Below are 15,546 nucleotides of genomic sequence, written 5' to 3'. Positions count from 1 at the left end.
CTCTACTCGTTTAGCCTGATGATTGGCTGAGCCAACTGCTGGCCGCTGAAGCGGCTGCGTAGGTCATTCCATTGTTTAATTTGGCTGGCATCGCCCGCCAGTTCACCCTTCCCCTGTAATTTAATTAACCAAAGCTTGCTACCGTTGAAGCTGAAAATTGGTTGGAGATCGGGGCGTTGGCTCACGACAACGATATCTGGCGTTAAGTTATCGAGCAGCAGGGGGACCGCTGACGGGGTCGGGTAATAGGCCAGCACCATGTGGAATTGGTTGAGCTCAAGGGCCTTGACGTAAACCAATCTTAACTTTTCGTCATCCATCCCCAGTTCCCGCAGGGAGAAGTACTTGGCGATACTGAACTCTTCGCAATCACCGGCGCCAACACCAAGAAATTCGAGTGGTGTCGCCCAGTAATCTTCTTTACCCCATATTTCGATGTCATCAAGGAAGCGGAGTTGGTTGAAAAAGTCGTTTACCTGCTCAAGTAAGCGCATTTCATCATCTTGGCGGATATCTTTTAATAGTTGGCGCCAAGCTTCGACCCTAAGCCCTGCGCGTTCCCCATAAGCATCACGGATCAGCTTGATACTTTGTTGCTCTGACGGGGTAAGGGCGTTGGCTGATCCTGTTGGTATCAGCAAGGCAAGCAGGCAAAGCATCATTGGAAGCCTCCTCATCATTGCGCCATGGCTAGTCGGTACGGAGCGAGAAAATGGTCCACTCTTCGAGCACGTTGCCGCGCTCCCCCCTGACCCTAGCGGTGACCCGCCGGCTAAGCGTATTGGTTTGCTCCGGCGTACTGGCTGCAACGGGCTCGGTATCGCCAAAACCGAGGGTTTTGATCCGAGCATTGCTGACCCCATAGCTGATTAATTGCTGACGGACGACATCGGCACGCCGTTGCGACAGGCCGATATTGTAATCGACCGCCCCAACCGGGCTGGCATAACCTTTTAGCTCAATGCGGGCCTCTGGGTATTGGGCAAGAAAGCGAGCCATTTTCTCGATTTGCGCTAAGAAGGTGTCGGGAATCACCGTGGAATCGTTGGCAAATAGGATATGCAAATCATTCGACTCGCTGCGCTCGACATAGGTTGGACAGCCATCGTTATCCACGATTGCCGAAAGCGGTGTGCCGGGACACTTGTCGCGGGCATTGATCACCCCGTCGCTATCGTCATCGAATAAGTCCCTAGATTGTTCAGCCACAGGTGGGCTTTCTGCGTCAGTCGTACACCCGACAAGCATAAGGGCGAGTGCCAATGCAGTGAGTCGTTTCTGGATCGTATTTCCTGTCATTGCCAGCCTCCTATCTTACCGATGATGTCCATTGGGTAGGGACATCGATTCGCATTTCTTCAAGGAGCTGTCCCGTGGCATTGAGCACTCGGTACTTAGCCAGAATGCCTGCATAGTGGGCGTCCAGATAGGCTTTCCTCGCTTCAAAAAGCTCGTTTTCGGTATTGAGGACATCGAGCAAAGTGCGCTTGCTGATCTTGAACTGTTTTTCATAGGCTATGACGGTACGAGCCGACGCATCGACATGCCTTTGGAGGTATTGGGTTTGATTCAGAGCCAGCTCCATACCGCTCCACGCCAAGCGGGTACTTTCCTCCAATAAGCGATGGGCGCGATCCCTTACGTCTTTGGATTGGCTGATTTGGTAGGCAGCCTCACGGCTTTTCGCCAGATCAGAGCCACCATTGTAGAGGTTGTAATTCATTCTGATCCCAGCCTTGAACTCATCGGTGTGGCCGGGCGTGCCCTCTAAATCTTCTCCCCACTCTTGGGACGCTTCAATCGTGAAGGTAGGGTAGAAGTTCCCCTTTGCTTGCTTGTATTGGTATTGGGCTGCATCGATATCGTTGCTCGCCACGAGCAATACCGGGTTGTTTTCTTTGGCTTGGGCAATGGCGCCATCCAACGAGTCGGGGATATAGTTTTGGTCTACCTCGGGCTTCACCAGGTTTGCGGGCATACTGCCGACTTCACGGTAGAAGGCGGTGACTTTGTCCTGGAGGTTGCTTTCGGCTGCAATTAAGTTCGATCGCGACCGAGCTAGGCGGCCTTCGATTTGGGCGAGATCAGCCGTTGAGCCTATTCCGGCATCGGTGCGCTTTTTGATATCGGTGAAAATTCGTTGGTGCACCTGATAGTTGTTTTGCGACAGGCTCAATACCTCTTGGGCTTCTAGCGTATCAAGGTAGATCTCCGCCACCCTGAGGGCTTTGTCTTGGGCATCCGCGAGCAGCTGGTAGCGCTGGGCTTCGGATTCCGCTTTATTGCGCTGGATATCGTGATAGGTGATGGAGCCATCCCAAATCAATTGGCGCAGGCTGATTTTCGCATCGAGGGGGTCGTAGTCACCGGTATCGTTGGTGCTATTGTCGTAGTCTTCATACCCTGCGCCAGCACTGAGGTCGACGGAGGGCAGGTAGTCACCGACGGCTGCCCGTGTGCCTTGGTTCCGGCTCATGAACTCGTTATATGCCCGCTTGATTTCCGGGTTTGAGGCAAGCGTGTCGGCGACCGCTTGCTCCAATGATTGCGCGATAACGCTGGTTGGCCAAAGCCCAAAGCCTAAAGCCCACAGCCCGAAGCTGGTGAATACGCTCAGCATGGCCTTTTTGCCAATCTTGTCCATTGCGGGGACATGTTCTGCATAGCAAGGTAGTCGTTTACAGCTCATAAAACTACTCCCTCAGTGCGGTGTGCCGCGCTTTAAGCACGGGGTTAAGTAAATACTGAAGCACAGTCCGATGCCCAGTGATGATGTCGGCTGCGGCCGTCATGCCGGGAATAATGGGTAACTGGCTGCCATCTTTATCGAGCATGTGGGGTTCATCGGTTCTTATCCGAATTTGATAAAAACTGTCCCCTTGCTCATTGGTGAGGGTATCGGCACTGATATGCTCCAAAATGCCCTCTAAACCGCCGTATACCGTAAAGTCATAGGCGGTGAATTTAACCCGAGCCTTGAGGCCGGGGCGCAGAAATGCAATGTCTTTGGGCGCGATTTTCGCCTCAACCAATAAGCTGCTCTCCGTGGGGACAATTTCGATCAGATCCATGCCGGGTTGGATCACGCCACCGACAGTATTGATATGGAGTTTATGGACGCGCCCGTTAACCGGGGAAACCACGGTTGTGCGGGTGACTTTATCTTCAAGGCCGATGCTCGCTTGGCTTAGGGTATCGAGCTTATCGGCGGTTTGGTTGAGCTCTGCTTGGGTATCGGCCCGGAACTTAAGCGCGATGTCGAGCCGTTTGAGCTTGGCTTCACTTAGCTCCGCTTTAAGTACTGGCATGTTCATTTCAGTCGATGTGACTTCGCGGCGGCTGTCGTTGACTTGCCGCTGCAACTTCAAAAGCTCTACCTTGGGCACCACCCCTTCGTCTGCGAGTGGCTTAGTAATGCGGTACTCTTGGCTGGCCAGTGACAGGCTGCGTTTTTGGTTGGCCAGCCTTGCCTTGGCTTCGTCGAGCTCGCGGTTTTTTTGCTGTATTTGTTGGCTGATGACCGACAGTTGGTTTGATAGGTTGGCGAGGGTATCTTGGTATTCGCTGCGTTGGCGCTTGACGAGATCGGTATGTTGCGTGGCAAAGGCATCGGTATAGGTGAGTTTATCAGTGCTGATGGTCACGGCTTGCTTGTTGGTTTGAACACTTTCAAGCAATGCCCCCAGGCGAAGCGCATCGGCCTGGAGGCCCGCTAAATCGATGGCCTTCTCATCAAAATCAGAGCGAAAGCGGGTGTCATCGATCAATATCAGTGGTTGTTGCGGGCTAACTTTTTCACCCTCGGCGATCAGAATCTCTTTAACGATGCCGCCCTCTAGGTTTTGCACCACTTGTAGCTGCTGGGAAGGGATAACCCTCCCTTGACCACGGGTGACTTGCTCCAGCTCGGCATTGGCGGCCCAAATAAAGGCAAGGGCAATAAATGCAACGACGACCCCCAGCAGAACACTCGCGCCTTTAGGTGCTTGTAAAAGCAAGGCCGAGCTGCTGTCATCCATATAGTCGATATGCTTCTGATTTACTGAGCTTTTCGCCTTCATCGCTACTCTTATACAAAGGCAGGCTAGCCAACATCAGTCCATGGGGTGGTAACACTGCAGGAATACGGAATTAGATCTTAGGCAAACAAGCGTGGGAGCATTGTTGCTAGATTGGGAATTCTAAAAGCTGAGACCAGTTGGCTTGATTTTGAGACTACACTTCATTCAACCCTAGAGTGTAGTAAGTGCTATGGCCGATCCTTCTCAGCGTTCTGTGTCTTTCCCTCAAACCGCGACCCATATTCAGGTCAAAGATGCCAGTGCCCGTTATGTGGTGATGAAAAACGGTGAACCCGTACTGGTTGATTGGCCGTGTCCAAAGTGTGTCTTGATTTCTTCCGCCACTAAAAGCGATGTTGAGGAAGGGGCAAGTGGCCAATTCGGCAACTTCCCGGTAAACCCACAAGACGGCGCTTTAAGTGCAGGCGAATTAGCAGAGCTGCAAGCACTTATTTTAGCGGGCGGTAACCCTATCGACATTTTGGCAGCGCCTGCCGCGGGTAATGCGGGGGTTGCCAGTGGTGACAGTGCCAATAGTGGGTTTGTGGTGGTGACTTATGATGAGGACAGCACCCTGACCGAAGCGGGTTTCGACACTGCATTTACCCCCGATGCGAGCGAGATTATTGAGGATATTGCGCCTATTTTTGCTGCTATTGGCGGTGAAAGCGGGGCAATGCAACTCACCGAGGGGGATCTTGACCCCAATACTTATCCTTCAACGTCGTCGACAACCATACTGGTTGCAGCCGGCTCACTGCCGCTTGATGCGTCATCGTTTAGCTTCGACCCGCTAACGCTTTCTGCATTGCTTGCTGAGCTTAGCAGTGAGATCACATCAAGCGGACAAGCGGTGGATTTCAGGTTTGACCCTGCAAGCAACAGTATCATTGGCGAGGTGGCTGCAGGGCAAACCAACAGCGGTGAGGTGGTGGTTAGCTTCTTGGTTGAATCCAGCGAGCAGGGGAGGGATGTCTCCGTTACGGTAACCACCACGTTGGCACGTCCGGTCGACCACCTACCGAATGGGGATACCTCGGGGCTGGTGACTAACAGCAATGATAACTTATCCGTGCTGTTAGCGATTCAGGGGGCGGATCTGGCTGGCAATGTGCTCACGGTGCCAGCCCTGGTAAGCAGTAGCATGCTTGATGGCATCGACCCTCAATTTGGCATCGATACGGGCACCATTATCGATGAAGCGGACTCGCTGGGTGTTGATGTCGACGGGGCGATTCCACTGGATTTGGGCAGTGATGAGATTAGCACGATCATCATTGATCCTACCCAGCCTGATCTTGAAGGGATCACCAGTAATGGCTTTGAAACCCAAGTGTTGGTGGCGGGTAATCAATTGCTGCTGGTGGACTCCCGTGGCGAGACAGTGCTGTCATTAACCATAGAAACCGATGGCAGTTATGTTGCCAATTTGATGCTGCCGCTGGATCAACTCACCCGCGCGCAGTTGGTACTGACGATAGGGGTAACCGCGACGGACTTTGATGGTGATATTGCCCCAGGCATTGCGGTGCTTATTACCATTGATGGCAACAGCCCCCCCGGTGGCGAAGAAGGGGCGATTACTTTCACCGAGCCCGATTTTATTCCCAATGAATACCCCGTGAATGGCAGTGACGAGTTTGACCTTCAGCCGGGTGTCGATAGGCTTGATCCGGATAGTGTTCGCATTGACGAGCTGGAAATCGATGCGTTAATTGCCGAGCTCAATAATGAGGTGAGTTCGGGTAACCAGCCGTTGGTCTTTAGCTATGATCCTGCAACCGGTGTGTTGAGCGGTGCTTTACCCAATGGGGATATTGCCTTACAGCTAACCATTACAGCAGTGCAAAGCGCCGATGGACTTGGTTTAACCCTGACATCAACACTCGCGCAGTTGCTACCGCTCGATCACCTGCAATCTGGTAATAACAGCGGTCGGGTAACCGTGGATGGCGAGCAAATAGTCATTACCATCCCTATCCAAGCTAATGATACTGATGGTGATTTCCTTGATGAGCCAGCAATACTGACCTTAACCATCATTGACGGTGAGTTCCCTGCTTTTGGTCTCGATGCAGGGGCAACAGTGATTGACCCTGACCAAGGCGCCGCTCCCGTTGTTGCCGATAGTGAAATCGAGCTAGATGTTGGCAGTGATGATATTAATAGCTTGGTGATCATCGATAACGCGGCACTGGCCGATGTGATTGATAGCTTCAGCAGCAATGGTGAGTCAGTTAGCTATCAGGTAAACCAGAACCAGCTGAGTATTATTGATAGCGGGGGACAGGAAGTCCTTACCGTGACCATCGATACAGACGGAAGCTATCAAGTGGTGTTGAGCGATGCCTTTGACCAGCCTGTCGATAGTAATCAAATAGTGTTACCGATTGAGGTACGGGTAACGGACGATGATGGTGACAGCGACCAAAGCCAAATTACGGTTACCTTGGAAGACGGTAGCGATCCTGCTGGCGGCGAGACTGCCCAAGCGGGATTTACCGAGCCGGATTTAGAGCCCAATGACTACCCAGCTGGCGCAACAGCATCCATTTCCTTGGCTGCAGGTTCAGATCGGTTAGTGGCTGATAGCTTTACCATCGACCCGGCTCAGCTAGATGCAGTGATTACTGATTTCCAGACATTGCTAACTTCGGCTGGTGAAGCGATAACCTTCAGCTTTGATGAAAGCACAGGCTTGCTGGAGGGACGGTTACCGGATGGCACCCTTGCGATAACCTTGGCCTTATCTGCAGCGCAAGCAGGTGATGGGCGTGGGGTAGAGGGTGAGGTCATGGTTACTCAGTTTGTTCCCCTCGATCACCTAGAGGCGAGCCAGAGTTCGCCGTATATCAACACGACGGGTACTGAGATTGCCCTTTCGTTGCCAATCATGGCAACAGATACTGATGGCGATGATTTGGCCACGCCAGCCATTGTGACTACCACGATTACCGATGGTGAGTTCCCGGCCTTGGAGCAAGGGGCAGGGTTGAGTGTTAATGAGACGGACGATAACAGCCAGCCAGTCAGTAGCTCGATAGATATCGACAAAGGCAGCGATGATATCCGCGACTTAGTGTTTACCGAAAATCAGCCCGAAGTCCTTTTCACCAGCGATGGCAGTGCATTGACGTGGGTGGTGGAGGGCGATCCGCTTGGAACGCAAGTGTCATTGCAAGATGAGTTGGGCAACACCATCTTGGTCGTCACAATGACCAGTAGTGGCATCAATGCCGGGGAGTTTACCGCGACCCTTACAGGCACGATTGACCATTTTGACGACGATACCGCGACGTTGCCGCTCAATGTGGTGATCACCGATAACGATAATGACCAAACCAATGGCCAGATTAGTATTGATGTCACCGATGGCGATGACCCGGAGGGGGGCGGTGAGATCAATGTGAGCTTCACTGAGCCTGATCTTGTGCCTAATGAATACCCTGCCACCAGTAACCTGACGATCACCGTGCCTGCGGGATCAGATCGTTTGGTACCCGAGAGTGTTCAAATAGAACCATCGGCCTTGGCTGAGATTTTGGCCGAACTTGAGTTGGAGCTTGCCTCAGGCGGTGAGCCACTCACCTTTAGCTATGATGTCGCTACCGGTTTGCTCGAAGGCCGGTTAGATGATGGCAGCCCTGAGGGATTGCTAGTACTCAGTGTGGCGGTGAGTGCCCAACAAGTTGTCGATAGCAATGATGCCGAGGTGACCCTAACAGTTACTCAGTTTGCCCCGTTGGATCATGCGCTTGATGGCAATAGCGAAGGTTTCGTGTTTGTCGATGGCGATACGATTTCAATTGCCTTGCCTATTCAACTTGAAGATGCGGATGGCGATAGTTTGGTTTTCCCTATCACGGGAACGGCCATTATCGATGATGGCGCTATCCCGGCGTTGGGTGACGATAGCGGTGTGCAGGTCAATGAAACGGCTGATCTGAACACGCCGACCGATGGCAATATTGAAGTTGATATCGGCAGTGATGATGTTGCATTTATCCACTTTGCTGATGAGCAACCCAGTTTGGCGGGGCTATTCAGTGACGGCCAGCCAGTCAGTTTTGAAGTGGTGGATGGCAACACGCTCAATGCATTTATTGAGCAGGACAACCAGCAAGTGCCGGTCTTGTCTGTGGTGATCCAACCCGATGGCAGCTACCAAGTACTACTCAGCAATAATTTGGATCATCTCGACGGTGATGTGATTTCCCTGCCGCTGGATATTGTGATCAGCGACGATGATGGTGATACCAATACCGGCGTGATTACTGTCGCCGTCGAAGATGGGGACGATCCAGCCTTTGGTGGCGACAGTGGGGTGGAATTGGATGAAGGTGCTGATGGTATTGCATCGGGTAATGGGAGTATTGAGGTCATTACCGGCAGTGATGATATTGTTAGCCTGGTTTTCGAAGCCGACCAACCAAGCTTAACAGGGCTAACAAGTAATGGATTTGCCACCGTAACGCAAATTAACGGCAATCAGGTAAGCGTCACATTAGCGAGTGATCCAGATAGTGTAGTATTGAATATCGAAATTGGACTTGACGGAAGTTACACTGTCACTCAGTTGCGGCCGCTAGACCAATTTGACCCACCCGATAACAATAACCTTACCTTGGCTATCCGTGCTGAAGACCGAGATGGCGATGTCAGCGAACAGGGTATTATCAATGTCACTATTTTAGATGGTGTTGATCCCGAAGGTGGCAATACGGCCGATCTTGGTTTTACCGAAGGTGATCTCACGCCCGATGATCCTGCTTTGGGTTACCCCGTCTCAGATTCCGCCTCATTGACTATAGCGTCTGGTGTCGATCGGCTTGATCCTGCCACGATAGCCTTAGATCCAGACCAGGTCGATACCCTAATCAACGAACTGCAAACTGAAGTGACAGCTAGCGGGATCGCTGTTGTTGCCATTTGGTCTGCGGATACCAATACATTAACGCTGACTGCAAATGGTGAAACGGTGCTGACCGCCGCGTTATCAGCGGTGCAAAACCCTGATGGCGAACAAGTTGATCTCACTATCGCTGTTACTCAGTTTCTGCCATTGGATCATAACGGTAGCGAGGCTACCGGCTTGGTTCGCCAGCAAGACGATACCATCGAGATCGACTGGCCAATTCAACTACAGGATACCGATGGTGATAGCCTGACTACGCCTGTATTGATCACATCCACAATCACTGACGGAGTCGACCCTGAAATTGATGCTATTCCGGCGTTAACCGTACTGGAAAGCGATATAGACGAGGGGGGGGATTTTCATCCCGGCTCAAATCCTGACGGTGACGGCGAAACCGACAGTGACGATGTCGGTATCGATGTTGGCTCTGACAATATTGAAACTTTTTTGGTGGATGTTGACGCCTTTAACCAAGCCAATACCGGTACCCTCACCGCAGGTGGTGAGCAAGTTGTGTTGGTGAACACCGCTAATAACCGCTACGAGGGGCAGGTTAACGGCGTGGCGGTTTTTGTGCTGACGTTCATGCCCAATCAGGGCTCTTCGCTTGGGCATAGCTACGCCTTTGAACTGTTGGGCGCGCTGGATCATCAGCAACCCGATAACGACGATGAGCTACAACTCGAGTTTATTGTCAGTGCACAAGATTTTGATGGTGATGTCAGTAACCCAGAAAGTCTGGTTGTGACTGTGGTTGATGATATTCCGCAAACATCCGATGCCGAGTTTTCCCCGGTTGAGGAAGGCGGCACAACCGAGACCCTTGATGTGCTGACTGTGCCAGAGGAAGGGGCAGATGATGCCGTGGTGACGGCGGTGATTATTAACGAGGAAAGATTGGAGCTAACGGGTGATCCCAACCCTGAGGGATTTTTCATTTTTCCCGTTGAACAAGATGGCTTAGCGCTAGGGGAATTGTTTATCTCGCCCGAAGGGCAGGTCTTCTTTGTCTCAAATATTGTGCCTAGCACTGAACCAAACATTTTCACCACTGTGGATTTTGAAGTCACAGACGGTGATAACGACATTAGCACCAGCACGTTGACCATCACCATTACGGATGAAGCGCCGGAGCTTATTGTTGATCAGGTTGAAGGTGAGGAAGATCAGGCACGCAACCCTGATGAATCGTTAAACGATCCGGCACTGGGTATTCCAATCACCATGACGATTGATGTCGGGGATGAAGATCGGGGCGAACAAATCGGCGAGGTCTTCATTCAACTTCCTGCCGAGCCACATGGAGCCTTTTATCTAAACGGTGAGCTATTGGTGCCAGACGGCAACCAGGTATTGATCCCGGCAACCGCTTTTACCGATCCTGACGATGACGGGGTATATCAGCTACAGGGGGTAACCTTTGTCTCAGATATCGACTATTCGACCCTGGATGAACCCGATGACTTGCTTGATTTTACCGTAACGGCGCAGGTGGTGACCAATGATGGTGCTAATCACCCATTGCAAACCGGTACTTTGTCGATTGACGTGCTGGGGATTGCCGATGCACCAAGCTTTGCCGAAACCACCGTGACTTATTATGGCGATGGTTTGGAAGACAGCGACAACATCAGCTTGGCAGGATCTTTTCAAGCCATGTTAGAGGATCTGGATGGTTCGGAAGTCCTGACTTACTTTATCACCATTACGCAAGGTGAGGGCCAAATCATTGGTGATGGCATCACGGAAACCGCGCCGGGCTCCGGTATTTTTGAAGTGCCTGTCGATTCGATAGCGTCTGTCGAGCTCGATCCTGCCCCAAACTTTAGTGGTGATATTCGGTTAAACCTAACGGCGCAGAGTCGTGAGCGCGGTAACTTTGTTCCCGAATTTGAAACCGCAGAAACAACCATTGAACTATTGGTTAATGTGCTCCCTGTTGCTGACGACGCTCAGCTTAAAGTTAGTCGGGTAGAGTCGCTGGAGGACGAGCCAATCGCCCTTGCGCCTTTGATTGACTTGATTAAGTTGGATGATAACGATGACGATTTCGGGGTTGAAACCTTATTCGTTAGGATTTCTGATTTACCAGAAGGCGCAGTGCTTGAGCAAGACGGCACTGTGCTGACACCTGATGAAAATGGCGTATACGAAATCTTGTTTGACGATTTGCCTCTCGTGCAGCTTATCCCCGTACCAGAAAGCAATATTGATTTTGATATCACGGTTGAAGGTGTCGTTAAAGACGAGGTCACCATCACTCTTGAGGATGGCACGACGACAATCGTGGAAGACGTGTTGGTTACCCCAGCCCAGACGATTGAAGTTGAGTTAACCGGTGTGGTTGATGAACCTGATTTTATTGTCGATGGCACCGATTGGACACCATTGCCTGATGGCCAACCCGGGCTTGAAATCACCATTGATGAAGATACCGATGCAACGTTGGATTTCACGCTGGTATCGGGAGAATTTGCCAATGCGCCTTTGGATGATTCAGAAACCCTGACCTTTGTTATCTCGAATATACCGGAAGGCGCCCAGATATTTGATGCTGCCGGCAACGAACAAACCTTGGTGTTTGTTGGCTTTGACCCGGATACCGGTTTACCTCGCTACGAAGTTAAACTGGATGGCGAAGCGATTGGCGATCCAGACCAACCCGTTGCGATCACTATTCGTCCTGCTGAGAACAGCACTACCGATATTGTGCTCGATGCCAGCATTGTGGTGACGGAAAACGATGGTGATCAGGCAAGCTTTGATGCTCAGCTTATTATTCATATCGAACCTGTGGTGGATGCAGGCGATTATACCTTGCAGAGCAATGGCTTGGAAGATGAATTCATCAACTTGAACTGGCGACCAAACCTAGCCGATGACAAAGAGCAAATCACCGGCTTGGTGATCCAAAATGTCGGGGCCGATTATCAATTGCAGATCAACGACGGTGGCACAATCACTGTGCTTACGATTGATGAAAATGGCTCAGTGACATTATCGCAAGCCGAGTTGGCGTTGTTACTGGCCAATGCCCAATTGCAGCTATTAGCACCGGAAGACTCGGATCTTAACCTTACCGGTGATACGGCCCTAACCACCGTGGTGACGGTCACAGAAGAAGATGTTGATTCCGATGCCACCGATACCCAAGACATTAACGGCACGCTCAATGTCATCATTCGTGCGGTGGTTGAGCCCGATGGTGAGTTGGGAGTACAAGTGGACGGTGAGTTTGTCGATAGTCTCGAGTCGGCAGATGGCTCGGTTGACCTATCTGGCGGTGACGGCTCTGATGGGCAAATTGTCTTTACCGATCTTGACCCAAGCAGTATCGAAAATATTCAATCGATCGTGATTACCTTCCCCGGCGAGCCGGAAACGGGGTTTGTGGTGATCGGCGGGATCAACAATGGCGATGGCAGTTGGACGATCCCAAGCGGGAGCTTTGATGATATTCAGATCCTGGCCCCGGTAGGATTTGAAGGCGAAGTGACGGTTCAATTAGATGCCGAAGTGCAAGACCAAAGTGACGATGGGGATGTGAGTACGTTGGTGATTGTTAGCGATGAAATCACCATTAACTTTTTAGCGGGTGCCCTCAACGATCAATTAGCCGGGGAAATCATCACTGACGACACCATTATCGTGACGGGTGAAGAAGATACGGCTGTAGATTTGGCGGATTTCCTCAATCAAATTGTCAGTATTAATACTGATGATGATAACCAGCTTGATGATGAATTTTCTTTGGTGATCAGTGCTGCTGACTTGCCGAATGGCGCCAGTATTTCAGGTATGGACTTTAACTTTGTCACTGACGAGTATGTGATTAAAGTGCCGGTCCAAGCCGATGGCTCGCTGAATTTATCGGGTATTACCCTGAACCTGCCTTTGGATTTTGCTGGCGACTTTATTTTGCCAGTGAAGTACGTCAATACCGATACCGCCAGTGGTGATACCCAAGAAGTGAACGATGACATTCCGGTACGAATTTCACCGGTACTTGATATACCGGAGCGGACAGGAGACAACGAGCGGGTGCCGGATATTGGCATAACGGTAGTGGAAACCCAAGGACTGGATGCCGATAGGCAGCCAATCGAGGATGGAGAGCCAGAGGTTATCTATCCCGGTATCGCGTTGGAAGACGGTGTTATTATCCTGAATGTGACGGCGGCAGTCGCCGATATTAGTACGACGTTGGAGGAAGGGCTCGAAACCATTGAATCTGTGGTGATCGATGTCAGTGGCGCAGGCGGTTTCTTGATTGATGAAACAGGCCAGCAGGTCACAACGCTCACCGTGACTGATTTAACCCAGCTAGACAATATCCAATATATTCCGGTTGAAGACTTCAGTGGTGATGTGGCGGTCAATGTGGCGCTGAACATTATCGATACTGCGGTGTTTGACGAGTCTGCTGGTGAGAATGTTGAAATAGACAGTGCCAATAGCTTTGCCCAAGATGTGGTGTTCGAAATCATCGCGGTAAACGACGAAGTGGAATTTACAGGCGTGGAGACACCGGTTGTGGGCGATGAGGACGCCGGTGCCATTAGCTTTGCGGGGATCGGTGGGTCGGTGGTCGATATTGATGGTTCGGAGTCTATCCTGTCGCTAAAAATTGTCGATGTACCGGAAGGATTCATCATTGACGGGGCAGCCAACAATGGCGGTGGGGAATGGAGCGTTGCTATTGCGCCGGGTAGCACTTCCTTTGATTTGGCAAATCTGGGGCTGATCCCGCCTAAAGATTTTAGTGGCTCGGTTGAATTGGGTATTGTGGTGTTCTCTAAAGAGCAAAGCCTAGACTTACCTGCCGAATTTACTAGTAACTTTACCGTTGTGGTGAACCCGATAGCCGACAGGGTGGATACTGATATCACACCAACCGCCGAGGGAGCGGAAGACGCCGCGATTGATTTAATCCTCAATATAGAAGCGTTTGATGATAGCGACAGCTATACCGGCACTGGCACCAACGTTGATGAAAACCCACCTGAAACCCTGCAAATTATCGTCAGTAACGTGCCTGATTCTAGCCAAATTGCATTGCCAGATGGGGTGACGGGTACTGTCATAAATAACAATGATGGCAGTTGGCTAGTGACGGTGGCAGCTCCTGACTTGGATCGGCTGGTGTTTATTCCCGGCAATGCGAATAACAACAATTGGGATGGAGAATTGGCATTAGATATCCGGGCGGTCGATCAAACGGACGTGGCTGGCGATGATATCGCGGTATTCCAAACCATCACGCTTGATATCGAAGCGGTTAACGACGCCCCTGAACTGCCCGATATTGACGATCAAACCGTCGAGGAAGATACACCCTTGGTGATCACTGGTATTACGGTAACCGACGTTGATTTTAATGAAGCGGGGACGACAGGCGTGATGAGCGTGTCGCTATCGGTGACAAACGGGCAGCTCACTGTGGTCGATGACGGTAGCTTGAGCATTACGGGGAACGGAACGAACAGCCTGCAGATTGAAGGCAGTATCGAGGCCATAAATACCCTATTTGATGCTGGCGTTACCTATCTGGGCGATCCTGATTTTAAAGGCGACGATGTCATGAGCGTCAGTGTGAATGACAATGGCAATGTCGGTACGGGCGGACCTTTGCAAGATGATATTGCCATTAATATTACCGTGACGCCTAAGCCCGAGCCGCCGTTGTTCACCTTGTCGGTTCCTCAGCTTTCTAATACCCGTGCGGCTTTAGGCACCTTGGTGCCTCTTATTGGGCTAGTTGTTACGCCTGTCGATGCCGATGAAACCCTATTTGTAGAAGTCAGGAACCTAGGTGATGGACGGTTGGTTGATGGCAATGGTGGCGAGGTTGGCACAGACAATGGTGATGGCAGCTGGCACGTGCCCGTCGCCCAGTTAGATGACTTGTTTGTCGCTGATTTGGCCGAAGGGGAGAATAGCCTCACGCTTGTCGCGATCGCCCAGGAAATCGATGGTAGCGAAGCGGAATCAACGGAAATAGTGATTGGCGTACGGATTGATAACCTGGCAAAGACAGGCAACCAAATTGGCGTTGGCGACTCGGATGCGGAAAACCTTGTTGTGGGCAGCGACGCTGATGAAACCCTGTTTGGCGGGCTGGCTGACGATATCTTGGTTGGTGGCAACGGGGAGGATGAGCTGTTTGGAGGCGAAGGTAACGATGAGCTTTGGGGCGGTGAGCGCAACGCCGTCGGTGACGGCGCAAGCGATGTGTTTACCTGGCAGCTAGATGATCTTGGCGATGGCTCCACCACGTACACCGACACGGTGAAGGACTTTGAAATCAACCTCGATCAATTGGATATCGCCGAGATCTTACCTGATAGCGGCGAAGAGGATCTTGATCGTTTGATCAACAATATTACCGCTGAAATTGATGCCGACGAGGCTGTGAACCTAGCCGTATCGGCAAGCGAGACGCTGCAGCAACACATCGTTGTCGAAAACATTGATGTTGCATCACTCGGTCTGGGCGTTGGCTCAACATCAAGTGAAATCATCACTGAATTATTCAATAACGGGGTGTTTATTGTTGATTGATACCCA

5 protein-coding genes are annotated in these 15,546 nt (G+C 51.3%); 1 reads left to right on the top strand and 4 read right to left on the bottom strand.

Going from position 1 to position 15,546, the window contains the following annotated elements; all coding sequences use genetic code 11:
* Window positions 1-2: 2 nt before the first annotated feature.
* The 4 genes from C9I98_RS07915 to C9I98_RS07900 all read right to left on the bottom strand — a co-directional run bounded on the left by C9I98_RS07915 (window position 3) and on the right by C9I98_RS07900 (window position 4,061).
* A complete protein-coding gene (locus C9I98_RS07915; RefSeq protein WP_245907112.1) occupies window positions 3-662 on the bottom strand; it encodes a transglutaminase-like cysteine peptidase in 660 nt (219 codons plus the stop codon).
* A 28-nt stretch (window positions 663-690) separates the two neighbouring features.
* Window positions 691-1,299, bottom strand: coding sequence for an OmpA family protein (locus C9I98_RS07910; protein ID WP_051902752.1), 609 nt, complete (start codon window positions 1,297-1,299; stop codon window positions 691-693).
* 10 nt (window positions 1,300-1,309) lie between these two features.
* Window positions 1,310-2,620, bottom strand: a complete 1,311-nt coding sequence (locus C9I98_RS07905; RefSeq protein WP_081879163.1) for a TolC family outer membrane protein — start codon at window positions 2,618-2,620, stop codon at window positions 1,310-1,312.
* A gap of 73 nt (window positions 2,621-2,693) precedes the next feature.
* Window positions 2,694-4,061 (bottom strand): HlyD family type I secretion periplasmic adaptor subunit, encoded by a 1,368-nt coding sequence (locus tag C9I98_RS07900; RefSeq protein ID WP_036832669.1) that lies wholly within the window; start codon window positions 4,059-4,061, stop codon window positions 2,694-2,696.
* A 190-nt stretch (window positions 4,062-4,251) separates the two neighbouring features.
* Between C9I98_RS07900 and C9I98_RS07895 the strand changes: the two genes are divergently transcribed.
* Window positions 4,252-15,540, top strand: a complete 11,289-nt coding sequence (locus C9I98_RS07895) for a T1SS-143 repeat domain-containing protein (protein WP_107271824.1) — start codon at window positions 4,252-4,254, stop codon at window positions 15,538-15,540.
* The last annotated feature ends 6 nt before the right edge of the window (window positions 15,541-15,546 follow it).

This window comes from Photobacterium sanctipauli, from assembly GCF_003026495.1.
Lineage (GTDB): Bacteria > Pseudomonadota > Gammaproteobacteria > Enterobacterales > Vibrionaceae > Photobacterium > Photobacterium sanctipauli.
Note: the sequence above shows the minus strand (reverse complement) of the source record. Positions and strands in the feature narration are given on the sequence as shown.

Coding starts and splice junctions, on each gene's coding strand:
- C9I98_RS07915 (WP_245907112.1), bottom strand. CDS start 662: ATGATGCTTTGCCTGCTTGCCTTGCTGATACCAACAGGATCAGCCAAC.
- C9I98_RS07910 (WP_051902752.1), bottom strand. CDS start 1,299: ATGACAGGAAATACGATCCAGAAACGACTCACTGCATTGGCACTCGCC.
- C9I98_RS07905 (WP_081879163.1), bottom strand. CDS start 2,620: ATGCTGAGCGTATTCACCAGCTTCGGGCTGTGGGCTTTAGGCTTTGGG.
- C9I98_RS07900 (WP_036832669.1), bottom strand. CDS start 4,061: ATGAAGGCGAAAAGCTCAGTAAATCAGAAGCATATCGACTATATGGAT.
- C9I98_RS07895 (WP_107271824.1), top strand. CDS start 4,252: ATGGCCGATCCTTCTCAGCGTTCTGTGTCTTTCCCTCAAACCGCGACC.